Annotated in this window: 24 protein-coding genes; 14 read left to right on the top strand and 10 right to left on the bottom strand. The window is 42.3% G+C overall.

The features are described 5' to 3' along the window. Nucleotides 1-60: 60 nt before the first annotated feature. The 5 genes from N8M66_RS07325 to N8M66_RS07305 all read right to left on the bottom strand — a co-directional run bounded on the left by N8M66_RS07325 (nt 61) and on the right by N8M66_RS07305 (nt 5,279). Nucleotides 61-972, bottom strand: coding sequence for a PTS system mannose/fructose/sorbose family transporter subunit IID (locus N8M66_RS07325; RefSeq protein ID WP_000136858.1), 912 nt, complete (start codon nt 970-972; stop codon nt 61-63). Between the two features lie 14 nt (nt 973-986). Next, nucleotides 987-1,799, bottom strand: coding sequence for a PTS mannose/fructose/sorbose transporter subunit IIC (locus N8M66_RS07320; RefSeq protein ID WP_001280328.1), 813 nt, complete (start codon nt 1,797-1,799; stop codon nt 987-989). Nucleotides 1,800-1,875: 76 nt separating this feature from the next. Further along, nucleotides 1,876-2,865 (bottom strand): PTS sugar transporter subunit IIB, encoded by a 990-nt coding sequence (locus N8M66_RS07315; RefSeq protein WP_033684729.1) that lies wholly within the window; start codon nt 2,863-2,865, stop codon nt 1,876-1,878. 244 nt (nt 2,866-3,109) lie between these two features. Further along, a complete protein-coding gene (gene adhP / locus N8M66_RS07310) occupies nt 3,110-4,129 on the bottom strand; it encodes an alcohol dehydrogenase AdhP (protein WP_151381876.1) in 1,020 nt (339 codons plus the stop codon). A gap of 337 nt (nt 4,130-4,466) precedes the next feature. Further along, nucleotides 4,467-5,279 (bottom strand): Cof-type HAD-IIB family hydrolase, encoded by an 813-nt coding sequence (locus N8M66_RS07305; RefSeq protein WP_061590020.1) that lies wholly within the window; start codon nt 5,277-5,279, stop codon nt 4,467-4,469. Between the two features lie 189 nt (nt 5,280-5,468). Here N8M66_RS07305 and N8M66_RS07300 point away from each other — a divergent pair, with 189 nt between their 5' ends. The 6 genes from N8M66_RS07300 to folK all read left to right on the top strand — a co-directional run bounded on the left by N8M66_RS07300 (nt 5,469) and on the right by folK (nt 11,544). Then, on the top strand, nt 5,469-6,887 hold the full coding sequence (locus N8M66_RS07300; protein ID WP_061590021.1) for an NCS2 family permease: 1,419 nt from the start codon (nt 5,469-5,471) through the stop codon (nt 6,885-6,887). A gap of 52 nt (nt 6,888-6,939) precedes the next feature. After that, nucleotides 6,940-7,647 (top strand): CPBP family intramembrane glutamic endopeptidase, encoded by a 708-nt coding sequence (locus N8M66_RS07295; RefSeq protein ID WP_261046505.1) that lies wholly within the window; start codon nt 6,940-6,942, stop codon nt 7,645-7,647. Nucleotides 7,648-7,740: 93 nt separating this feature from the next. Continuing rightward, nucleotides 7,741-8,715, top strand: a complete 975-nt coding sequence (gene folP, locus N8M66_RS07290; protein ID WP_261046503.1) for a dihydropteroate synthase — start codon at nt 7,741-7,743, stop codon at nt 8,713-8,715. 1 nt (nt 8,716) lies between these two features. Next, nucleotides 8,717-10,039, top strand: coding sequence for a bifunctional folylpolyglutamate synthase/dihydrofolate synthase (locus tag N8M66_RS07285; protein ID WP_261046500.1), 1,323 nt, complete (start codon nt 8,717-8,719; stop codon nt 10,037-10,039). Beyond that, nucleotides 10,020-10,574: a GTP cyclohydrolase I FolE gene (gene folE, locus N8M66_RS07280; RefSeq protein ID WP_000380921.1), complete on the top strand. Its 555-nt coding sequence runs from the start codon at nt 10,020-10,022 to the stop codon at nt 10,572-10,574. The genes N8M66_RS07285 and folE overlap by 20 nt, the downstream gene beginning before the upstream one ends. A gap of 157 nt (nt 10,575-10,731) precedes the next feature. Then, nucleotides 10,732-11,544 carry a 2-amino-4-hydroxy-6-hydroxymethyldihydropteridine diphosphokinase gene (folK, locus tag N8M66_RS07275; RefSeq protein WP_261046498.1) on the top strand — a complete coding sequence of 271 codons (813 nt, stop codon included), beginning with the start codon at nt 10,732-10,734 and terminating at the stop codon, nt 11,542-11,544. Nucleotides 11,545-11,552: 8 nt separating this feature from the next. On the opposite strand, the gene N8M66_RS07270 is transcribed toward folK, so the two are convergent. Continuing rightward, a complete protein-coding gene (locus N8M66_RS07270) occupies nt 11,553-11,780 on the bottom strand; it encodes a hypothetical protein (protein WP_061590026.1) in 228 nt (75 codons plus the stop codon). A gap of 6 nt (nt 11,781-11,786) precedes the next feature. Continuing rightward, nucleotides 11,787-12,104 (bottom strand): DUF960 domain-containing protein, encoded by a 318-nt coding sequence (locus N8M66_RS07265; protein ID WP_261046495.1) that lies wholly within the window; start codon nt 12,102-12,104, stop codon nt 11,787-11,789. A 237-nt stretch (nt 12,105-12,341) separates the two neighbouring features. Here N8M66_RS07265 and ccpA point away from each other — a divergent pair, with 237 nt between their 5' ends. Continuing rightward, entirely contained in the window at nt 12,342-13,352 is a 1,011-nt protein-coding gene (gene ccpA, locus N8M66_RS07260; protein ID WP_078352827.1) for a catabolite control protein A, read from the top strand. Nucleotides 13,353-13,405: 53 nt separating this feature from the next. Here the strand turns inward: ccpA and N8M66_RS07255 are convergent, their stop codons facing one another. Further along, on the bottom strand, nt 13,406-14,368 hold the full coding sequence (locus N8M66_RS07255) for an asparaginase (RefSeq protein ID WP_261046493.1): 963 nt from the start codon (nt 14,366-14,368) through the stop codon (nt 13,406-13,408). 65 nt (nt 14,369-14,433) lie between these two features. On the opposite strand from N8M66_RS07255, the gene N8M66_RS07250 reads away from it, so the two are divergent. Continuing rightward, nucleotides 14,434-15,825, top strand: coding sequence for a Cof-type HAD-IIB family hydrolase (locus tag N8M66_RS07250; protein ID WP_261046489.1), 1,392 nt, complete (start codon nt 14,434-14,436; stop codon nt 15,823-15,825). 215 nt (nt 15,826-16,040) lie between these two features. On the opposite strand, the gene N8M66_RS07245 is transcribed toward N8M66_RS07250, so the two are convergent. Next, nucleotides 16,041-16,493: a universal stress protein gene (locus tag N8M66_RS07245; RefSeq protein ID WP_070480157.1), complete on the bottom strand. Its 453-nt coding sequence runs from the start codon at nt 16,491-16,493 to the stop codon at nt 16,041-16,043. A 161-nt stretch (nt 16,494-16,654) separates the two neighbouring features. Here N8M66_RS07245 and N8M66_RS07240 point away from each other — a divergent pair, with 161 nt between their 5' ends. The 4 genes from N8M66_RS07240 (at nt 16,655) to N8M66_RS07225 (ending at nt 20,719) form a co-directional block, all read left to right on the top strand. After that, nucleotides 16,655-16,957 carry a hypothetical protein gene (locus tag N8M66_RS07240; RefSeq protein WP_070480158.1) on the top strand — a complete coding sequence of 101 codons (303 nt, stop codon included), beginning with the start codon at nt 16,655-16,657 and terminating at the stop codon, nt 16,955-16,957. A 156-nt stretch (nt 16,958-17,113) separates the two neighbouring features. Further along, nucleotides 17,114-18,328 carry a pyridoxal phosphate-dependent aminotransferase gene (locus N8M66_RS07235; protein WP_000666455.1) on the top strand — a complete coding sequence of 405 codons (1,215 nt, stop codon included), beginning with the start codon at nt 17,114-17,116 and terminating at the stop codon, nt 18,326-18,328. Between the two features lie 154 nt (nt 18,329-18,482). Continuing rightward, nucleotides 18,483-18,617 (top strand): 50S ribosomal protein L34, encoded by a 135-nt coding sequence (gene rpmH, locus N8M66_RS07230; RefSeq protein WP_000831905.1) that lies wholly within the window; start codon nt 18,483-18,485, stop codon nt 18,615-18,617. A 137-nt stretch (nt 18,618-18,754) separates the two neighbouring features. After that, the gene (locus tag N8M66_RS07225; RefSeq protein ID WP_261046483.1) at nt 18,755-20,719 is read left to right on the top strand and encodes a peptide ABC transporter substrate-binding protein; all 1,965 of its coding nucleotides are present in this window, start codon (nt 18,755-18,757) and stop codon (nt 20,717-20,719) included. A 90-nt stretch (nt 20,720-20,809) separates the two neighbouring features. Here N8M66_RS07225 and N8M66_RS07220 read toward each other — a convergent pair whose 3' ends face one another. Next, entirely contained in the window at nt 20,810-22,654 is a 1,845-nt protein-coding gene (locus N8M66_RS07220) for an APC family permease (RefSeq protein ID WP_261046480.1), read from the bottom strand. A 156-nt stretch (nt 22,655-22,810) separates the two neighbouring features. On the opposite strand from N8M66_RS07220, the gene N8M66_RS07215 reads away from it, so the two are divergent. After that, the gene (locus N8M66_RS07215) at nt 22,811-23,584 is read left to right on the top strand and encodes a TatD family hydrolase (RefSeq protein WP_261046478.1); all 774 of its coding nucleotides are present in this window, start codon (nt 22,811-22,813) and stop codon (nt 23,582-23,584) included. Then, the gene (rnmV, locus tag N8M66_RS07210) at nt 23,584-24,150 is read left to right on the top strand and encodes a ribonuclease M5 (protein ID WP_261046477.1); all 567 of its coding nucleotides are present in this window, start codon (nt 23,584-23,586) and stop codon (nt 24,148-24,150) included. Before N8M66_RS07215 ends, rnmV begins: the two co-directional genes overlap by 1 nt. The last annotated feature ends 50 nt before the right edge of the window (nt 24,151-24,200 follow it).

Here is a 24,200-nt window from a genome sequence, read left to right as displayed (position 1 = left end):
GTATAAAAACATAGAAAAAAGGAATCAGGTTTAGAACCTGGTTCCTTTTAAGTTGTTTGATTACATGATACCGAAGAAACGAGCTGCGATACCTACTGCAAAGAGTGCAAGGATGATTGAGATTGGTGATACTTTTTTCTTAAGCAACCACATGCAAAGGAAAGTAAGGAGAAGTCCCATCAATCCTGGAATCAATGAGTTCAACTGACCTTGAAGGGTTTGTGGTTGAATCTTATCTAAGCTCAATCCACCAAGTGCTTGACCAAGGATACCTTTCAATTCAGCACCTGATACAGGACCTTCTGGGAAGTTGATGTAGGCACCTTCAGCCAATTGTTTACCTGGAAGGTTAACAGTGAAGTTGATAGATACCCAACGTTGTACAAGAACGGCAAGAATGAACATACCAAGGATAGAAGCACCTTTAGTGATGTCTTTCAAGATACCACCAGACATGTCTTTAGTGATTTCAGATCCAGCCTTGTAACCAAACTCTTGTGTGTACCATAGGAAGGCCATACGGATAGCATTCCATCCGAAGAAGAAGAGAAGTGGACCAACAAGGTTACCAGATGCAGCAAGTGATGCACCAAGAGCTCCAAGGATAGGACGAACTGTAAACCAGAATACTGGGTCACCGATACCAGCAAGAGGTCCCATCATACCGATTTTAACCCCTTGGATAGCAGCGTCGTCGATTTCAACACCGTTAGCACGTTCTTCTTCAAGTGCAAGAGTAACCCCCATGATTGGAGCAGCTACGTATGGGTGTGTGTTGAAGAACTCAAGGTGACGCTCAAGAGCAGCAGCTTGGTCTTCTTTAGTAGTGTACAATTTTTTGATAGCTGGGATCAATGAGTAAGCCCAACCCAAGTTTTGCATACGCTCGTAGTTCCAAGAACCTTGAAGGAATTGTGAACGCCACCAAACTTTTTTACGATCTGATTTTGATAATTGAAGTTTTTCAGTCATGATTGTTCCCCTTTCTAGTAGTCTTCTAGGATATCACCGATTGGGTCGTTAGAAGTAGCAGCTCCTCCGCCACCGTTACCACCTTGTTTTGAAAGGTTAAGGTAGATGAAGGCAAGGGCAACACCGACTACACCAAGGGCAATCAAAGTCAATTGAGAAATCGCAGCAAAAGCAAAACCGATTGCGAAGAATGGCCATACTTCACGAGTTGCCATCATGTTGATAACCATAGCGTAACCAACGGCAACGACCATAGCACCACCGACAGCCATACCACCATTCAACCAGTCTGGCATCAATTTAAGAGCATCTTGAACGGCAGAAGCTGGGATAGCGATAAGGAAGGCAGCAGGGATCGCAATACGAAGACCTTGAAGAAGAAGTGCGATAAAGTGAGCACGCTCAACAGCCGCAATATTTCCTTCTTTAGCAGCAGCGTCAGCAGTGTGAACCAAACCGACTGAGATTGTACGAACAATCATTGTCAAGAAAAGTCCAGCTACGGCAAGAGGGATAGCTGTTGCTGTTGCAACGGCGATACCTTCAGTAGTAAAGTTACCACCTTTGATCAAGATGATTGCAGCGGCCACAGATGCAAGAGCAGCGTCAGGAGCTACGGCAGCTCCGATATTTGCCCAACCAAGGGCGATCATTTGAAGTGATCCACCAAGCATAACACCTGCTTCGAGGTTACCAGTTGCAAGTCCGATAAGCGTACATGCGACGATTGGTTGATGGAATTGGAATTGGTCGAGGATACCTTCAAGACCTGCAAGGAAGGCAACAACTACAACCAAGACAGCAGAAATAATTGAAATATCTGACATGGTTTTATTCCTTTTCTATTTAATGATAATAAAGTGAAAAATTTTCTTAGAATTCTTCGATAGTTATTGATGTCTTTTATTGAACGTTGGCTTTGTTAATCAAGTCAAACAAATCTTTTTTGGTGTCGTTTGGTACTTTACGTACGTCAAATTCAACACCTAGGTCACGCATTTTTTCAAATGTAGCAACGTCTTCTTTGTCCATAGACAAAACGTTGTTGACCATTGTTTTACCTGTCGAGTGAGCCATTGATCCTACGTTAAGGGTCTTGATTGGCACGCCACCTTCGATTGCACGAAGGGCATCTTGAGGTGTTTCAAACAAGATAAGGGCATGTGTTTCTCCAAAGCGTGGGTCTTTTGCAACCTCGATCAATTTTTGAATTGGAACAACATTGGCTCTGACATTATTTGGAGCAGCTTGTTTAATCAATTCTTTACGAAGATCGTCGTTTGCTACGTTATCTGAAGCAACGATGATACGGTCTGCTTTTGAATCTGGAGTCCAAGCAGTTGCAACCTGACCGTGAAGTAGACGAGTGTCTAAGCGAGCAAGGTTGATTTTGAGTTTTCCATCTCCGATAACAGTTCCTTCTGGGATAGCAGCTTGGGCAACTGGAGCAGCTGCAGCGCTTGCTACTTCCTCAACTGGGTTTAGCTCTTCTGGAAGAGCTTTGATGCCATCTTTGGCTTCTTTAATGATATTCGCAGCGACTTTTTCTACACCTGCAGCAGCGTCCATAAGGCGCTCTGTGTAGGCTTGAATTAACATCGGTAAGTTAAGTCCTGTGATGATGGCAAACTTACGCTCAGGATTTTCTCCCATCACGCGGCTAGCTTGGTTAAATGGAGATCCACTCCAAAGGTCAGCCAAAACTAGAACCTCATCTTCTGCGTCAAATGCAGCAACAGCGTTATTAAACTTAGCGTATAGATCATCAGGACCTTCATTTGGCATAAAGGTTACAACTTGAACCTTTTCTTGTTCACCAAAGATCATAGAACCTGACTGATGAATACCCGCAGCAAATTCGCCGTGGCTCGCAATAATGATTCCGATACTCATTATTGTCATTCCTCCTTTTTTGTTTTAGTTTTCGTTTAAGAAAACTTTAAGACTAGATAAGTATAAACCGTTTTCATATAAAAAGCAACTATTTGATATAAAATATTCAAGAAAACATTTAAATAGTGTATTTAATGATATTGATATAATAAGGTTTCGAGAAGACATAGTAATTTTTGTTATTAAAATTTAATATAAAAAAGTTGGAAGCGTATTCCAACTTTTAAAATAGGTTTTTATTAGATTAGTGGGTGAAGTCGAGTACCATACGTCCTTGAATTTGACCTTTTTCCATTTCGTCGAAAATGGCTACGGCATCTTCTACTGGACGTTTTTGGACAACTGGGACTACCAAACCTTCTGCACCGAATTGGAAGGCTTCTTCCAAGTCTTTACGAGTTCCAACAAGGGAACCGATAACTTGGATTCCATCTAGAACTGTTTTGACGATGCTGAGTTCCATCATTTCAGAAGGAAGACCAACAGCGACTACGCGACCACCAGCACGAACGGAGTCAACAGCCTGGTTGAAGGCGACTTTAGATACAGCAGTTACGACAGCTGAGTGAGCTCCTCCATTAGTTTTTTCCTTGATGAGTCCAGGTACATCTTCAACTTCTAGTCCGTTAATAACGATATCAGCACCGACTTCTTTTGCAAGGGCAAGTTTGTCGTTATTGATATCAACTGCGATGACATGAGCATTGAAAACTTTTTTAGCGTATTGAACAGCTAGGTTACCAAGTCCACCAGCACCGTAAAGAACAATCCATTGGCCTGGTTCAACTTTTGCTTCTTTAATGGCTTTATAGGTTGTCACACCAGCACATGTAATAGAAGAAGCTTGGGCTGGATCAAGTCCGTCAGGAACTTTAACAGCATAGTCTGCAGTTACGATACATTGTTCAGCCATACCACCGTCTACTGAGTAGCCGGCATTTTTTACTGTACGGCAAAGAGTTTCACGGCCAGTTGTACAGTATTCGCAAGTTCCACATCCTTCAAAGAACCAAGCAACGCTGACGCGGTCGCCGACTTTAAGACTTTTAACATCTGGGGCAATTTCTTTAACGATACCAACACCTTCGTGTCCTAAAACACGTCCTGGTACTTGACCAAAGTCACCATGGGCAACGTGGAGGTCAGTGTGGCAAACACCACAGTATTCAATTTCTACAAGTGCTTCTCCAGTTTCAAGTGGACGGAGTACTTTTTCTTCAACAGCAACACCAGTGCTTTCTGGATTTACAACAACAGCTTTCATAGCTATCCTCCTTGATATTGGTCGAGAACAGGGACAACAGGACTGGATTGATTTTTTCAACAGAGTCGAGTGTGACGAGCTCTCTTGTATTTATATGTGAAGTATATCACAAAAGAAAGCCTTTTCCAAGGTTTTGGAGGCAAAAAATAGAACAATCGATTAACCAGTTGATGAGACTGTGAAAAGAGCACAAAGACCAGCTCGCAAGCTGGTCATACTCTTCGAAAATCAAATTCAAACCACGTCAGATCTATCTGCAACCTCAAAACAGTGTTTTGAGCAACCTACGGCTAGCTTCCTAGTTTGCTCTTTGATTTTCGTTGAGTATCAGTATAGGCTATAAGAATAAGTCTTGCAGGGTTTTGGCAACACCGTCTTGGTCATTGGTCAGAGAAATTTGCTCATCTGCATAGGGGAGTAGCTCAGGATTGGCATTTTTCATTGCATAACCTTTCCCAGCAAAAGCGAGCATTTCGGTATCGTTGTGTTCATCTCCAAAGGCAATCAAATCCTTTTTGTCACGGTTCATTACCTTGAGCAAGTAGTCCAAAGCAAAGGCCTTGTTGACTCCTTTTGGGGTACACTCAAGGATATTGAGCGGACCACCCCAAGTATTGATAGACAGTTGATGCTGGTAGAAGGCGTTCATTTCTTTTGCAAGGGCATACTTGTCACTGGCTCTGGTCTGCAGCAGAATACAGTTAGGATCTTTGGTGACTAATTCAGGCTGGAATTGATCTTCGGGTTGGAAGGCTTCCACACCAAATAGTTTGGGATTGGCAATTTCTTCATTAGGATTTGTAATGTAGAATTTTTTACGATATTCTCCAGCGATAAAATCGGCTTGAATGTCCTCTGAACGTTGAACCATGTCTAGCAGATATTTTTTGTCTACAGTTAGACACTTTTCAAAATCCCAAACTTGGTCTGGTAAATGAGTAAGGGAACCGTTGAAATTAATCATAGGAGTGTCTAAGCCCAGTTCACGGTAAAAATCTTTTGACATACGGTAAGGGCGACCTGTCGTAATAATAACCTGATGGCCTTTTTCAACAACTTTTTTTATGGTTTCTTTTGTAAAGTCAGAAATTTGACTGTCTGAGTTGAGCAGGGTTCCATCCAAATCAACTGCAATAATTTTTTTCGTCATAGGGACCTTTCTAGTGTCTTTTCAGATAAGATGTCTACTATTATAACAGAAAGCAGGCAGAAAAGCAGATTCCAAACAAAAAATGAAATTTCATCAAATTCTTAAATAAATCAAACAAAGATATTGAAAAAGTGAATGATAAATGATATAATTCTATTATTGTTCGTAAAAATTAAAAGGAGATTGATAATGGACAAATTATTTAAACTAAAAGAGAACGGTACAGACGTTCGTACAGAGGTTCTCGCTGGTTTAACAACTTTCTTTGCAATGAGCTATATTCTCTTTGTAAACCCACAAATTCTTTCACAAACAGGGATGCCTGCTCAGGGTGTCTTCTTAGCGACGATTATTGGTGCAGTAGCTGGTACCTTGATGATGGCTTTTTACGCTAACTTACCTTATGCCCAAGCACCAGGAATGGGACTAAATGCCTTCTTTACCTTTACAGTAGTATTTGGACTTGGTTATTCTTGGCAACAAGCCTTAGCTATGGTCTTCATCTGTGGGGTTATCTCATTGATTATTACCTTGACAAATGTTCGTAAAATGATCATTGAATCGATTCCAAATGCCCTTCGATCAGCTATCTCAGCTGGTATCGGTGTCTTCCTTGCCTATGTGGGAATTAAGAATGCTGGACTTTTGAAATTTACGATTGATCCAGGTAACTATACTGTTATAGGAGAAGGGGCTGACAAAGCTAAAGCAACGATTGCAGCAAACTCTTCAGCAGTTCCAGGATTGGTTGACTTTAATAATCCAGCTGTTTTGGTCGCTCTTGCAGGACTTGCTATTACGATCTTCTTTGTCATTAAAGGAATTAAAGGGGGAATTATCCTTTCTATCTTGACAACAACTGTTCTTGCTATCGCAGTTGGTTTGGTAGATTTGTCTAGTATCGATTTTGCTAATAACCATGTTGGTGCAGCCTTTGAAGACTTGAAGATAGTCTTTGGTGCAGCTCTTGGTTCAGAAGGTTTGGGAGCTTTGATTTCAGATACAGCTCGCTTGCCTGAAACTCTGATGGCCATTCTTGCCTTCTCATTGACAGATATTTTTGACACGATTGGTACCTTGATCGGTACAGGTGAAAAAGTTGGTATCGTAGCTACAAATGGTGAAAATCACCAATCAGCTAAGTTGGACAAGGCTCTTTACTCTGACTTGATTGGTACTTCCATTGGTGCTATCGCAGGTACTTCAAACGTAACGACTTATGTTGAGTCTGCTGCTGGTATCGGTGCAGGTGGACGTACTGGTTTGACAGCCTTGGTTGTAGCTATCTGTTTTGCGATCTCAAGCTTCTTTAGCCCACTTCTAGCAATCGTACCAACAGCCGCTACAGCTCCAATCTTGATTATCGTTGGGATTATGATGCTTGGTAGCTTGAAAAATATCCAATGGGACGATATGGCTGAAGCGGTTCCTGCTTTCTTCACATCTATCTTTATGGGGTTCAGCTACTCTATTACTCAAGGGATTGCAGTTGGTTTCTTGACTTATACCTTGACTAAGATTGTCAAAGGTCAAGCTAAAGATGTTCATGTCATGATTTGGATTTTGGATGCCTTGTTTATCCTTAACTACATCAGCATGGCCTTATAATAGGATTACCCAGGGGGATTTTTCCCCTTTTTTAATACAAAGGAGATAGGTGATGAAAGAGAAAAATATGTGGAAAGAATTATTGAATCGTGCAGGTTGGTTGTTAATCTTTTTGCTGGCGACAATTTTATATCAGATTCCTATAGGGGTTACTGCTATTTTAACTTTAAATGCAGTACCACTGTTGCAGTCAGGACTGATAGTTGCTGGTATTTCGATTGTAGTTCTGGCACTATTTATTATTGGAGCTCGTAAAACGCAGTTAGCAAGTTTTAATTTTTCTTTTTTTAGAGCGAAGGATTTGGCACGTTTGGGCTTGAGTTATTTAGTTATTATCGGGTCAAATATACTTGGATCTATCTTGTTACAACTGTCAAATGAGACGACAACAAGTAACCAGTCTCAGATTAACGATATGGTTCAGAATAGTTCTCTGATTTCCAGTTTCTTCTTGTTGGCCTTGCTTGCTCCAATTTGTGAGGAAATCTTGTGCCGTGGGATTGTTCCTAAAAAGATTTTCCGAGGAAAGGAGAACTGGGGATTTGTAGTCGGTACGATTGTGTTTGCTTTATTGCATCAACCAAGTAATTTACCTTCTTTATTGATTTATGGAGGTATGTCGACAGTTCTATCTTGGACGGCTTACAAGACCCAACGTTTGGAAATGTCTATCTTACTTCACATGATTGTGAATGGGGTTGCTTTCTGTTTGTTGGCTCTCGTGGTGATTTTGAGTCGGACATTAGGGATTTCTGTTTAAGATTTTTGGCAATTGCTTACTTATTTCTACTGGGAAAAAGATGAATGCAATCGTATCCATCTTTTTCTTTTTATGGTAAAATAGAGAAATAATATGGTGAAAAGCCTTGAGGGAGTGACCGATATGTCAAGTAAAGCCAATCATGCAAAGACAGCTATTTGCGGAATTATCAATGTAACCCCAGACTCCTTTTCGGACGGTGGTCAATTTTTTGCTCTTGAGCAGGCACTCCAGCAGGCTAGTAAATTGATAGCAGAAGGAGCCAGCATGCTAGATATCGGTGGAGAATCGACTCGGCCGGGAAGTAGCTATGTTGAGATAGAAGAGGAAATCCAGCGTGTTGTTCCAGTAATTAAAGCGATTCGCAAGGAAAGTGATATTCTCATTTCTATCGATACTTGGAAAAGTCAGGTGGCAGAAGCTGCTTTGGCTGCTGGTGCCAATCTGGTCAATGATATCACTGGTCTCATGGGAGATGAGAAAATGGCTCATGTGGTTGCCAAGGCTGGAGCGAAAGTGGTCATCATGTTTAACCCAGTCATGGCTCGACCTCAACATCCTAGCTCGCTTATCTTCCCTCATTTTGGCTTTGATCAAGCTTTTACAGAGGAAGAGTTAGCTGATTTTGAAAAATTGCCAATTGAAGACTTGATGGAAACTTTCTTTGAACGAGCCCTAGCGAGAGCAAATCAAGCTGGGATTGCACAAGAAAATATCCTGTTGGATCCAGGAATCGGCTTTGGTCTGACCAAGAAAGAAAATCTGCTTCTTTTACGGGACTTGGATAAACTACATCAGAAGGGCTATCCAATCTTTCTTGGAGTGTCGCGCAAGCGGTTTGTCATCAATATTCTTGAAGAAAGTGGTTTTGAAGTCAATCCTGAGACAGAACTTGGTTTCCGCAATCGGGACACGGCCTCTGCTCATGTAACCAGTATCGCTGTGAGACAGGGTGTAGAAGTGGTGCGCGTGCATGACGTAGCCAGTCACAGGATGGCAGTTGAAATTGCCTCCGCTATTCGTATGGCTGATGATGCGGAAAATTTAGATTTAAAACAATACCAATAAGATGAAAGAAATTGAAAACAATCAATGGATTGCCAACTACCGGACGGACCGACCACATTTTGGATTGGAACGCATGGTGGAACTGTTAGCTTTGCGTGGCAATCCCCATCTCAAACTCAAGGTCATCCATATCGGAGGAACCAATGGCAAGGGCTCGACCATTGCTTTTTTGAAAAATCTGCTGGAAAAGCTAGGCCTGAGAGTTGGGGTGTTCAGCTCGCCCTATCTCATTCATTATACAGACCAGATTAGCATCAATGGGGCATCTATCCCAGAAGCGAGACTAGAAGACCTCATGGCGGACTACCAGTCTTTGTTGGAGGGAGAAGCAGCTGCCAATTTGCAGGGGACAACCGAGTTTGAGATTATCACAGCCATAGCCTATGACTACTTTGCCTCTGAGCAAGTAGATGTGGCCATTATGGAAGTGGGCATGGGCGGACTTTTGGATAGTACCAATGTCTGCCAGCCGATTTTGACAGGAATTACAACCATTGGATTGGACCATGTAGCCTTACTTGGTGACACCTTGGAGGCCATAGCAGGTCAGAAGGCTGGTATTATCAAACAAGGAATTCCCTTGGTAACAGGTCACATTGCTCCAGAAGCGCTAGCTGTGATTGACTCTATTGCAGTAGCTAAAAATGCACCGAGAATTAGATATGATAGAGATTATCAGGTTCGTCATCAAGAAAGTGTGGTGACAGGCGAAGTCTTTGACTACACTAGCTCTCTCAGACAAGGTCGCTTCCAGACTGGCCTGCTTGGTTTGCACCAGATAGAGAATACTGGGATGGCCATAGCTTTACTTGATACTTTTTGTCAGGAGGATGGTCGAGAACTAGCAAGTAATGACTTGATTGCTCAAGCCTTGGAAGAAACAAGTTGGCCAGGGCGTTTGGAAATCGTGTCGAGAGACCCCTTGATAATCTTGGATGGAGCCCACAATCCCCATGCTATCAAGGCTTTATTGGCAACCTTGCAAGAGCGCTTTGCGGATTACCATAAGGAAATTCTCTTTACTTGTATCAAAACCAAGGCCTTGGATGATATGTTGGACTTGCTGGGGGCAATGCCAGATACCGAGCTTACTCTGACACATTTTGATGATAGTCGGGCGACTGATGAAAATGTGCTAAAAGAGACAGCTAAGTCTAGAAATCTCAGCTACCAAGAATGGCAGGATTTTCTAGAGCAGAAATTGACAGATAAAAAAGAAGAGAAACAAACAGTTAGGATTGTCACAGGTTCCTTGTATTTCTTGAGCCAAGTGAGAGCCTATCTGATGGAGAGGAAAAACGAGAATGGATACACAAAAGATTGAAGCAGCTGTAAAAATGATTATCGAGGCTGTAGGAGAAGACGTTAATCGCGAGGGCTTGCAGGAAACGCCTGCTCGTGTGGCTCGTATGTACCAAGAGATTTTTTCAGGTCTTGGTCAAACAGCGGAGGAACATTTGTCAAAATCTTTTGAGATTATTGACGATAATATGGTGGTAGAAAAGGATATCTTTTTCCATACCATGTGTGAACACCACTTCTTGCCATTTTATGGTAGAGCGCATATTGCCTATATTCCAGATGGCCGTGTAGCAGGTTTGTCTAAGCTAGCCCGTACGGTTGAAGTTTATTCTAAAAAGCCGCAAATTCAAGAACGATTGAATATCGAAGTAGCCGATGCCTTGATGGACTATCTAGGTGCTAAAGGAGCCTTTGTTGTCATTGAGGCGGAGCATATGTGTATGAGTATGCGTGGTGTCAGAAAACCAGGCACAGCAACCTTGACGACAGTAGCTAGAGGTCTATTTGAAACAGATAAGGACCTTCGAGACCAGGCTTATCGTTTAATGGGACTATAATACTCTTCGAAAATCTCTTCAAACCACGTCAGCTTCCATCTGCAACCTCAAAACAGTGTTTTGAGCAGCCTGTGGCTAGCTTCCTAGTTTGCACTTTGATTTTCATTGAGTATAAAAAGAATCCGCTTTGGGCGGATTTTTCTAGAAAGGAATCATTATGGATCAACTGCAGATTAAGGATTTGGAAATTTTTGCCTATCATGGTCTTTTTCCTAGTGAGAAAGAATTGGGGCAGAAGTTTGTTATTTCCGCAATCCTATCCTATGATATGACCAAGTCAGCGACAGACTTGGATTTATCATCCTCTGTCCATTACGGAGAACTGTGTCAGCAGTGGACGACTTGGTTTCAGGAAACCACTGAGGACTTGATTGAAACGGTAGCCTATAAATTGGTAGAACGTACTTTTGAGACCTATCCTCTTGTTCAAGAAATAAAGTTGGAACTGAAAAAACCTTGGGCACCGGTTCATTTGCCGCTAGACACTTGCTCAGTGACCATTCATCGTCGCAAGCAACGGGCCTTTATCGCCCTGGGAAGCAATATGGGGGATAAGCAAGCAAACTTGAAACAAGCCATTGATAAACTGCGAAATCGAGGTATCCATATTCTCAAAGAGTCCAGTGTCTTAGCGACGGAGCCTTGGGGTGGAGTGGAGCAGGATAGCTTTGCTAATCAAGTGGTTGAGGTGGAAACCTGGTTGCCCGCACAAGTCTTGTTAGAAACCTTGTTAGCCATTGAGTCAGAGATGGGACGGATTAGAGAAGTGCATTGGGGACCTCGTTTGATTGATTTGGACTTGCTCTTTGTGGAGGATCAGGTCATTTATACAGATGACCTGATCTTGCCTCATCCTTACATAGCGGAGCGCCTTTTTGTCCTTGAGTCCTTACAGGAAATTGCACCTCATTTTATCCATCCGACATTAAAGCAACCTATTCGTAACTTGTATAATGCTTTGAAACAATAGAAAAAACTCTAGTTTTCAGTCACTTGCAACTGAAGGCTAGAGTTTTTATACTCTTCGAAAATCTCTTCAAACCACGTCAGTGTCGCCTTACCGTAGGTATGGTTACTGACTTCGTCAGTTTCATCTGCAACCTCAAAACGGTGTTTTGAGCTGACTTCGTCAGTTCTATCCACAACCTCAAAACAGTGTTTTGAGCAGCCTGCGGCTAGTTTCCTAGTTTGCTCTTTGATTTTCATTGAGTATTAAAATAGGTCATTTTCTTCTGGGAGGAGGATAGTTTCTCTACCGTCCATGTCTAAAATCAGTACTCTTGGGGGATAAAGAGGGTCAAAAGGATGGTTAAAGTCAAAATCTATAGCTGTAGGGAGGTGTCGACTTGAAAAGTGGAAGGTAATTTTTCCTTGATTATTGAGCAATTGAAACTCAAGTTCTTCTTCCAATTCAAAGACATTTTTTAAGAAATGGTCGATGATATACCAAAAAGAGTCAATGACATCATCAGGCAAGCTGGTAACAATGCCAAAACTAGCTGACCGCATGTGGGTATTGGTAAAAGCCATATTTCTTCCCCCTTTCTTTTCCCTTATCATACAGCAAATAGGATTAAAAATCAAGAAAAGGTGATTTTTTCTTCATAAACATAGCTTCCTATGAAATTTTTTCAAATAATCTTCAAAAAACGCTTGAAAGTGTTTACAAATAGTGATAAAATGGAATAAGTAGAATCATGAAAACGAAATTTTCATACCGTCTCTTTTTTTGGAGTCTCGTGAGGTATGATATAGAAAGGAAATGGAATGAATACAGACGATACAGTAACGATTTATGATGTCGCCCGTGAAGCAGGAGTTTCAATGGCGACAGTTAGCCGTGTAGTCAATGGTAATAAGAATGTAAAAGAGAATACTCGAAAAAAAGTGCTTGAGGTGATTGACCGTTTAGATTACCGTCCAAATGCAGTGGCGCGTGGTCTTGCAAGTAAAAAGACAACCACTGTCGGTGTCGTGATCCCAAATATTACCAATGGTTATTTCTCAACGCTTGCTAAAGGGATTGATGATATCGCTGAAATGTACAAGTATAATATCGTCCTGGCCAATAGTGATGAGGATGATGACAAGGAAGTTTCAGTTGTCAATACATTGTTTTCTAAGCAAGTAGACGGTATCATCTTTATGGGTTACCACTTGACTGAAAAAATTCGTTCAGAGTTTTCTCGTTCTCGAACACCAGTTGTTCTTGCGGGAACAGTAGATGTGGAACACCAACTTCCAAGTGTTAATATTGACTACAAACAAGCTACGATTGACGCAGTGACCTACCTTGCTAAAGAGAACGAGCGCATTGCTTTCGTAAGCGGTCCACTAGTGGATGATATCAATGGTAAGGTTCGTTTGGTTGGCTACAAGGAAGCCTTGAAAAAAGCAGGGATTTCTTATAGCGAAGGATTGGTATTTGAGTCTAAATACACTTATGAAGACGGCTATGCCTTGGCAGAACGCTTGATTTCATCGAATGCAACTGCAGCAGTTGTAACAGGTGACGAGCTGGCTGCAGGTGTCTTGAATGGTTTGGCGGACCACGGTGTGTCAGTACCAGAAGAGTTTGAAATCATTACTAGTGATGATTCGCAAGTCTCACGCTTTACCCGTCCAAACTTGACCACTATTGCCCAACCTCTTTATGACCTTGGCGCCATTAGTATGCGTATGTTGACGAAGATTATGCACAAGGAAGAGTTGGAAGAACGTGAAGTTCTCTTACCTCATGGTTTGACAGAACGTCGTTCGACACGAAAACGTAAATAGAAAAAATCAGGGAATCGTGAAGATTTCCTGATTTTGCTTTCTGGAGAAGAGACTTAGCCTTCCATATAGTCTTTCAAAGCCTGTCCTATTAGTCCGACATTGAGGGCGATGAGGAGTTTCAAGCGGGCTTTTTGGGCGTTAAGTTCTTTGACAAAGAAAACACCAGATTTTTGCAACTGCACGCCTCCACCTTGGTAGGCATAAACAGGCTCGGCAATACCGTTAAAGCATCGTGAAACCAGAGCGACTGGGATTCCTTTTTGCAGAAGGCTTTCTAATTTTTGAGCCGTTTCTTTGGGAATATTACCAGCTCCGAAGGCCTGGATAATCAAACCGTCCAATTGTTCCAAATCCAGCATATCAATCAGCTCATCTGTCATACCAGCATAAGCCGAGATGATAGGTACCAATCCTTGTATGTGATCAAGGTCAAAGCGGACACGGGGCTCAGCTGTTTTGAAGTAGAGAATTTCCTGTTTCATAATCAGACCAAGGGGGCCATGTGTTGGGGTCTGGAAGGTGCCGACGTTGGTTGTATGTGTTTTGGTAACATACTTGGCGGCATGGATTTCATCGTTCATCACAACCAAAACCCCTTTGTCAGCAGCCTTGTCATCACTAGCCACTCGTAAAGCGCTCAGATAATTATAAACACCGTCACTACCGAGTTCGTTGGAGCTGCGCATGGCACCTGTTAGAACGATAGGCATACGGGGAACTTCCATGGTATCAAGGAAATAGGCTGTTTCCTCTAAAGTATCGGTCCCGTGTGTGATCACCACTCCATCGTAGTTATCTGCTTCCTCTTTGATTTTTTTGTAGAGGGCCAGCATATGCTTTGGTTTGATATGGGGGCTTGGCAGGTTAAAAAAGTCCAAGGCGTGGACTTGGATTCCTTCAAGAGGATTGGACACATGGTTCATGGGATTATCAGAACTCGTCACAACAGCGCCAGAAGCATCGGCTTGCATGGAAATAGTCCCACCCGTATGTAAAACAAGAATTTTCTTAGGCATGATTTACTCACTCTTTCTGAAATGTGGTATAATCATTGTATCACAAAAGGGGAGATTGGGATAGGATGGAAGTCAAAGCTGTTTTTTTTGATATCGATGGAACCTTGGTCAACGATCGCAAGAGTGTTTTGAAATCCACTAAGGACGCGATTAAAATTGTCAAAGAACAAGGGGTGCTTGTTGGCGTAGCGACAGGTCGAGGACCTTTTTTTGTTAAGGAATTGATGGATGATTTGGATCTGGATTTTGCGGTAAGCTACAATGGCCAGTATATCTTTACTAAAGATAAAGTCCTGTTCACGAGCCCTATTTCCAAGTTACATTTACGCCAGCTCATTACTTATGCTAAAAAAGAGGGCAAGGAGATTGCCCTAGGGACCAAGGATGCCATGCTGGGTTCTAAAATCATGTCCTTTGGTCTGGGCTCTTTTTCCCAACGAATCAGTCGCTTCGTTCCCTCAGTTTTAACTCGGACAGTGAGTCATTCCTTTAATCGTATGGTCAGCAAGGTTGTTCCCCAAAAGGAAGAAGACTTGCTTGATCTGATGAATCAACCTATCTACCAAGTCTTGATGCTGATGACGCCAGAAGAATCTGAGAAGGCGGCAGCTGATTTTGAAGACTTGAAATTGACACGTAGCAATCCTTTTGCTGCGGATGTCATCAATCAGGGAAATTCTAAATTGGAAGGTATACGCCGAGTTGGGAAAGAATATGGCTTTGACCTCAACCAAGTCATGGCCTTTGGTGACTCAGATAATGATCTAGAAATGCTGGCTGGTGTCGGTATGTCAGTTGCTATGGGAAATGGTAGTAGCAGTGTCAAGGAAGTCGCCAAACACATCACCACCAGCAATCAGCAAGACGGAATTCACAAGGCCTTGGAACATTTTGGTGTTTTGGCTTCAGAAAAAGTCTTTGTTAGCCGTGACTATCATTTCAATAAGGTCAAGACCTTCCACCACATGATGGATGAACGGACTCAAGAAGAACCTCGAGCTTGGGATATAGAAGGTGCAACCCACAGGGCTGGCTTTAAAATAGAAGAATTGGTTGAGTTTGTTCGAGCTGCCAGTCCTTCGGAAGAGGATTTTGGTCAAGCTTTATCGCAACTTCATCAAGCCCTTGATAAGGCAGCAGATAAAGTAGCCAAGAAGACACCTGCCCAGCAAGATTTGGTAGGGCAAGTGGATGCCTTGATTGACACGCTTTACTTTACCTATGGTAGTTTTGTCTTGATGGGGGTGGACCCAGAACGTATTTTTGATATCGTCCATCAGGCCAATATGGGGAAAATTTTCCCTGACGGCAAGGCCCATTTTGATCCAGTGACCCATAAAATCTTAAAACCAGATGATTGGGAAGAAAAATATGCTCCAGAACCTGCTATTAAAAAGGAACTGCAGCGCCAACTCAAGGCTTATGAACGCCATAAAGAGAGAAATAATACTCAATGAAAATCAAAGAGCAAACTAGGAAACTAGCCGCAGGTTGCTCAAAACACTGTTTTGAGTTGTAGATGAAACTGACGAAGTCAGCTCAAAGCACTGTTTTGAGGTTGCAGATAGAACTGACGAAGTCAGTAACCATACCTACGGCAAGGCGACGTTGACGTGGTTTGAATTAGTATAAATAGTAAACAAAAAGGAGCACTGAGCTCCTTTTTTCGTGATTACAAAGTTTTTTCTTGTTCTCTCACTACCAGCAAATCGACCTTAGCATGGCGGAGAATGTATTCAGATGAAGAACCGACCAAGAGGCGTTCAAAGGCGTTGAGACCGGTTGCGCCAACGAGGATGAGGTCCACTTCCTCAGCATCTGGAATAGTACGTGCTAAGAGAGTCTTTGGATTTCCCATTTCAATGACGATGTGAACATCTGTCACACCAGCATCTTTTGCACGTTTTTCGTACTCTTTCATCAGACTTTCAGCGTCGACTTGGAGTTCTTCGTAAACTTCAGCATCAAAGGTGGATACGCTTTGGAGAGCGCGTGTGTCAATGACATGAGCGATGGTGAGTTTAGCGTCGTTTCGTAGAGCAGAATGAACTCCCTTGACAAAAGCCAAGTCCGCTTCCTTAGAACCATCGATTGCGACCATAATATTTTGGTAACGTTGTGTCATAATGAAACCTCCTGAAATTTTCTTACTATAATTGTAAACCTTTTCACTATAGAAGTAAAGTAAAAACAATATTTTTCAAAAGAATGTTAGCGCTCAAAATCTATATAAATATATGATAAAATAAAGGAAAGGATAGCAGGAAAGAAGTGAAGGGAGGGAGAATGATGAAAAACTCTTTTCAAGAAACAAAAAAATCAAATTTCCTTTATTATGGAATCATCCTAGCTTCGGTCTTGGTAGAAGTGATTATGATCTGGCAATTAGAGAAGCTGATTCCACTTCTCTATCCAGGTTTTATTGGCTTTTTAGTCTTTCACTTACTCTACCATCTACTATTATTTCTAGTTGCAAAAAGAAGTAGTCGCTGGGATTACTTGATGATATGGGGGCTTTTCCTCATGTTCAATCTTCTCTATGACTCCTTTCTAGGCCTGCTTTTTCTAGGTTTATCTTTTGGTATGTGATGTGTCTCTCGCAAAATACCTGCTATCACCGCTGTCTTGACCTCGCTTTTAGTGAGGTTTTTCTTCTATCTGAATCTAGTAAAACATTTCAGCAAACTTGTCGCATTCTCTTTCTAGTGGTATAATGTTACTATCCTGATGAATTGAGGAAACAAGATGAAAGAATATAACAAGTCTAGTAAGTTAGAGCATGTTGCTTATGATATCCGTGGTCCTGTTTTGGAAGAAGCCATGCGGATGCGAGCAAACGGAGAAAAGATTTTACGTCTAAATACCGGAAATCCAGCAGAATTTGGCTTTACAGCGCCAGATGAGGTCATTCATGACTTGATTATGAATGCGCGTGATAGTGAAGGATATTCTGACTCCAAAGGGATTTTCTCAGCCCGTAAGGCCATCATGCAGTATTGCCAGCTGAAGAAATTCCCAAACGTGGATATTGATGATATCTACCTTGGAAATGGTGTCAGTGAGCTGATTGTTATGTCCATGCAGGGGCTTTTGGATAATGGAGACGAGGTCTTGGTGCCTATGCCAGACTATCCTCTTTGGACAGCTGCTGTCAGCCTAGCTGGGGGAAATGCTGTTCACTACATCTGTGATGAAGCTGCAGAATGGTACCCAGATATTGACGATATTAAGTCAAAAATCACCTCCAATACCAAGGCAATCGTCCTTATCAATCCAAACAACCCAACTGGAGCCCTTTATCCTAAGGAACTCTTGCTAGAGATTATTGAGATTGCCCGTCAGAACGATTTGATTATCTTTGCGGATGAAATCTATGACCGCATGGTAATGGATGGGCATGTGCATACGCCTGTGGCGAGCTTGGCACCAGATGTCTTCTGTGTCAGCATGAATGGTCTGTCAAAATCCCACCGTATCGCTGGTTTCCGTGTGGGTTGGATGGTCTTGTCTGGTCCTAAGACACATGTTAAAGGCTATATCGAAGGTCTCAATATGCTGTCCAACATGCGCCTTTGTTCTAACGTTTTGGCCCAACAAGTCGTACAAACTTCCTTGGGTGGTCACCAGTCAGTCGATGAATTGCTTCTTCCTGGTGGACGAATCTACGAGCAAAGAAATTTCATCTATAATGCCATTCAGGACATCCCAGGTTTGTCTGCGGTTAAACCTAAGGCTGGACTTTATATTTTCCCTAAAATCGACCGCAATATGTACCGTATCGATGATGATGAACAGTTTGTCCTTGATTTCTTGAAGCAGGAAAAGGTTCTCTTGGTTCATGGTCGAGGCTTTAACTGGCAGGAACCAGACCACTTCCGTATCGTTTACCTTCCTCGTGTTGATGAACTAGCCCAAATCCAAGAAAAGATGACTCGATTCTTGAAACAGTATCGTAGATAGGGCTTACATCAGAAAAAGCGCTAAAAAGCTGGAAACATTTGCCTAGAGCTATTGACAAAAGTGAAAGAATCAGATAGAATAGTAAAGTATGTTTAGTAACTGATCACTTTATAGCCGGCTAAACGAATACAAAATCTATGAGGAGGTATTCATCGTGAAACGTACTTATCAACCAAGTAAACTTCGTCGTGCGCGCAAACACGGATTCCGTAACCGTATGTCAACTAAAAACGGTCGTCGCGTATTGGCAGCTCGTCGTCGTAAAGGACGCAAAGTTTTGGCTGCATAATCCAAACGAACTATATCAAAAATCAGTAGGAACTCGAGTCTACTGATTTTTATTTTTGTAAAAAAGTACAAAAGGCTTTATATTTTTGCCTAAATGGTGTATAATATTTCACATACTGTAAAAAATGGAGAATAATCATGAAGAAATCAAAAGTTATGCTTTTTGGAGCTATGGTTTTGACAGCGGGTCTAGCTCTAGCAGCGTGTGGATCATCTCAATCAAGCAATGCAGATAAGACTTACTCTTATATCTTTGTCAACAATCCAGATACTTTGGATTACATTACCTCTACTCGAGACTCTACATCTAGTATCACAGCCAACTTGATTGATGGCTTGTTGGAAAACGACCAGTATGGAAATCTCATTCCATCTATGGCTGAGTCATGGACAGTGTCAAAAGATGGTTTGACTTACACTTATAAGATCCGTCAGGGGGCTAAATGGTATACTTCTGAAGGAGAAGAGTATGCGGATGTAACGGCTCATGACTTTGTGACTGGTCTTAAGTATGCGGCTGATAAAAAAGCTGAGAACTTGTACTTGGTGCAAGACTCTATCAAGGGGCTAGCAGACTATGTTGAAGGAAAAACATCAGATTTTGGAACTGTTGGTGTGAAGGCAGTGGATGATTACACGCTCCAATATACCCTCAACCAACCTGAAACTTATTGGAACTCTAAAACAACAGCAAGTATTCTTAGTCCTGTAAATGAAGCCTTCTTGAAGTCTAAGGGAGATGACTTTGGAAGTGTGACACCATCAAGTATCTTGTCAAATGGTCCTTACTTGTTTAAATCTTTCACATCAAAATCTTTGATTGAATTTGATAAAAATCCTAATTACTGGGATAAGGACAATGTTAAAATCGAGAAAGTGAAACTCTCATTCTTTGACGGTTCTGACCAAGACAGCATTGCTAGAGGTTTCTTGGATGGTAACTATACAGACGGCCGTATTTTCCCAACAAGTTCAGTCTTTGCTGAACTCAAGAAGGGAAACGAGGACAAGATTACCTATACACCACAGAACTCAGTTACTTTCTATTATCTTTTCAACGTCAACCGCCAAAGCTACAAGCAGACTATGAAGCAGTCTGATAAGGAAAAGACTGATTCACGCGCAGCTATGCAAAATAAAGATTTCCGTCAGGCTATCAACTTTGCCTTTGACCGTCATGCTTATGCAGCCCAGACAAATGGTGAAGATGGAGCAGACCGTATCTTGCGTAACACGGTTACACCAAGTAACTTTGTCCAAGTGGGTGATAAGAACTTTGGTGACCTTGTCAATGAAAAAATTGTCAACTACGGTAAAGATTGGGCAAATATCAATCTAAACGATGGTAAGCAAGCCTTCTTGAACCCTGACAAGGCCAAAGAGAAATTTGCTAAGGCCAAAGAAAGTTTACAATCTCAAGGAGTAACCTTCCCAATTCATTTGGATATGCCAGTTGACCAGACTGCTAAGTTGGATGTGCAACAGGCTGGATCTTTCAAACAAACAGTGGAAGAAACCCTTGGTAAGGATAATGTAGTCATTGATGTTATCCAACTATCTCCGGATGAAAAAGACCAGGCAACCTACTTTGCAGATACAGCAGAACAAAAAGACTACGATATCGACATCTCCGGATGGGGTGGAGACTACTCAGATCCTAAGACTTACCTAGCTATTCTTGATCCAGAGACAGGTTCTCAGTTGAAAAACATGGGCTTGTCTGAAGGAAAAGACAAGGAAGTCAAGGACAAGATTGGTCTTTCTGACTACAAGAAACTCTTGGATCAGGCTGATGCGGAAATCACAGATACTCAAGCTCGCTATGAAAAATATGCTGAAGCCCAAGCTTGGTTGACAGATAGTGCCCTCTTCCTACCAGTTCAAAGTGGTGGAGCTAACCCAATCTTCCGTAAGACTGTACCGTTTACAGGTCCATTCTCATTCGTTGGTCATAAGGGAAATGCGGACAACTACAAATATGTTGAATTGCAAAAAGAGCCAGTCACTGCTAAACAGTATCAAGAACTCTATGAAAAATGGCTAAAAGAAAAAGCTGAGTCAAATAAAAAAGCTCAGGAAGATTTAGCTAACCATATTCAATAGTATTCCTAGTCATGCTTTTCAGTTAAGCATAGTGGCTGGATTCAGAAAAAGGCCTTACCAGAGCTTCTTGCTTCTGGTAGGGCCTTTTATTTATTCTTTTAAGTGATAAGAGTAGCTAGCGACAACGACGTCTTGGTGCCAACGGAGGGCATATTTGAGTTTGAGGCTCATTTGATTGTGAAGGATATTTTGCCAAGGTTTATTAGGGATAAACTGGGGTACAAGGACAGTGACTGTATAGTTCTTTTTCTGGGCTTCCTCGGAAATACGTTTGACATACTTGACAGTAGGCGTGATGATATCGCGATAGCTGGTCTTGATGTTTTTCAGAGTAATGGTTGGGAAGTAATCGGCAAATTCTTGGAGAATTTCTTGGTCTTTCTCTGCGGTCTCCTTGGTAGAAATATGCATGGCTAGGACTTCGTCACCGATACTTTGAGCGTAGTTAATGGCTCCAACGCTAACTCGGGTGACATTTCCTACGAGGACGAGGACAAGATTGCCATCGTAGGTACGTTTTTCGATTCCTTCATAGATACGCAGTTGTTGGGCCACTTTTTGGTAATGACTGTGAATGGCCAAGAAGAGTAGGGTGAGTACGAGAATGATCGGGAAGAAAGGCCAGATATCACTGAGACGGAAAAAGAGCAAGATTAGCACAATAGCGTAGCAAATGATTGCCCCAATGATATTGGCAAGGGCAGGTTTTAAAAAGTTTGCTCCTTTTTCCTTTTTCCAATGACGAATCATCCCAGTCTGAGAAAGGGCAAAAGGAACAAAGACACCGATAGTATAGAGAGGAATCAAACGTTCGGTATTGCCATTAAAAATGAGAAGAAGAATCATAGCCCCAAAAGCCAAAGTTAAAATTCCATTGGAGTAGCCTAGGCGGTCTCCTTTTTCCATAAAGAGATGAGGCATGTACTTATTTTTAGCCATATTGTAGGCCAGCATAGGGAAGGCCGAAAAGCCAGTATTTGCAGCTACGGCTAAAATCAAGGCTGTGGAGAATTGGAAGATATAATAGCCAAGGTGACCTAAGAAGGAATTACCAAGGATGCCTTGAGCCATCTGTGAAAGAATAGTTTCTCCGTGTTGAGGCATAATCCCCATCCAGTAGTTTAGGAAGGTAATACCAGCAAAAAGAAAACCTAAAATCAGTGACATGATGGTCAAGGTCTGAGCGGCATTCTTTTCTTTTGGAGCCTTGAAGAAGGGAACGGCATTTGAAATAGCTTCAACTCCTGTCAGAGAGGCAGAGCCACTGGTAAAGGCTCTTAGAATGAGAACGATAGACAGACTCGGTACAGCATGCCCGATAGGAGAAGTTGCCTGATAGCTAAGAGACCCTGTCATTAGTTGAAAGATTCCATAGAGCAAGAGAAAGACAGTACTAATGATAAAGAGATAGACAGGAATCATCAGTGAGCTGGCAGATTCTTTTAAGCCTCGTAAGTTCAAGAGCATGAGCAAGCAAACCAGAAAAATAGAGATGTGGAGGTTGTACGGGTGGAGAGCAGGGAGAGCTGCTGTGATAGCGTCTGCTCCAGATGAAACAGATACCGCTACGGTCAGCATGTAGTCAACCAGCAGACTACCTCCAGCGATCAAGCCAAGTTCGGGAGATAGATTTTCTCGAGTAACCATATAGGCTCCTCCCCCTTGAGGGTAGGCGTGGATGATTTGACGGTAGGAAACGGTCAGGCTAGCCAGGAGCAAGAGGACAAAGAGGCCGATAGGAAGGCTCCACCATATCGCAAGAGGAGAGAGACTAGCCAAGACGAGGGCTACTTGCTCAGGCCCATAGGCAATGGAAGATAGAGCGTCGCTTGATAACATGGCTAGCGCCTGCATTTTTCCCAGTAGTCCCCCTTCGCCTTCGGTTAAGGACTTAAGAGGCTGACCGATAAAGGTCTGTTTTAATTTTGTAAACATGGTATTTTCCTTTACTGAAAATTTCAATAAGTGCTATTATACTGCTTTGAAAAAATTGCGTCAAGAGACGACGATGGATTTTAGAATATTTTTTACAGATGAGGAGAGAGGGCAGTTTTTTGGTATAATAGAAGATAGAAAACGAGGTTAGAAGAGATGATTTTTGATACACATACACACTTGAATGTAGAAGAATTTGCGGGTCGTGAGGCAGAAGAAATTGCCTTGGCTGCTGAGATGGGTGTGACACAGATGAATATTGTTGGTTTTGATAAACCGACGATTGAGCGTGCTTTGGAGTTGGTGGATGAGTACGACCAACTCTACGCAACTATTGGTTGGCATCCTACAGAAGCTGGTACTTATACGGAGGAAGTCGAGGCTTACTTGTTGGATAAGTTAAAACATCCCAAGATTGTTGCCTTGGGTGAGATTGGTTTGGACTACCATTGGATGACAGCGCCTAAGGAAGTGCAGGAGAAGGTTTTTCGTCGTCAGATTCAGTTATCTAAGGACTTGGATTTACCTTTTGTGGTCCATACCCGTGATGCGCTGGAAGACACCTATGAGATTATCAAGAGCGAGGGAGTTGGTCCTCGTGGTGGTATCATGCATTCTTTCTCAGGAACTCTTGAATGGGCAGAGAAGTTTGTCGAGCTTGGTATGACTATTTCCTTCTCAGGAGTGGTGACTTTCAAGAAGGCAACCGATATCCAAGAAGCTGCTAGAGAACTTCCTTTGGACAAGATTTTGGTGGAGACGGATGCTCCCTACTTGGCTCCTGTTCCTAAACGGGGTCGTGAAAACAAAACAGCCTATACTCGCTATGTAGTAGATTTTATCGCGAATTTGCGTGGCATGATGACAGAAGAGCTAGCGGAGGTAACAACTGCAAATGCAGAACGAATTTTTGGATTGGACAGCAAGTAATGAAAGAGAAAATTTCCCAAGTCATCGTGGTTGAAGGGCGTGATGATACGGCCAATCTCAAACGTTATTTCGAGGTAGAGACCTATGAGACTCGAGGTTCTGCCATCAATGACCAGGATATAGAGCGGATTCAGCGTCTACACCAACGCCATGGAGTCATTGTCTTTACAGACCCAGATTTTAATGGGGAGCGGATTCGTCGCATGATTATGACGGCCATTCCAACAGTTCAGCACGCCTTCCTCAAGCGAGATGAAGCTGTTCCCAAGTCCAAAACCAAGGGACGGTCTCTGGGAATTGAGCATGCCAGCTATGAAGACTTGAAAACGGCTCTAGCTCAGGTGACAGAACAATTTGAACAGGAGAGCCAGTTTGATATTAGTCGTAGCGACTTGATTCGCCTTGGTTTTCTAGCAGGAGCAGATAGTCGTAAGCGACGAGAATATCTAGGAGAGGCTCTCCGAATTGGCTATTCTAACGGCAAGCAACTCCTTAAACGTCTAGAGTTGTTTGGAGTCTCCTTGGCAGAAGTGGAAGAAGCTATGAAATCTTATGAGAACAGCTAAGCAGCCCCCAAATGTAAGGGGAATGTGTTACAATAGTAGTAACAGATATT

The organism is Streptococcus mitis (assembly GCF_946188585.1).
Lineage (GTDB): Bacteria > Bacillota > Bacilli > Lactobacillales > Streptococcaceae > Streptococcus > Streptococcus mitis_DG.
The sequence above is the reverse complement of the archived record's forward strand: the minus strand, read 5'-3'. Positions and strand labels throughout refer to the sequence as shown.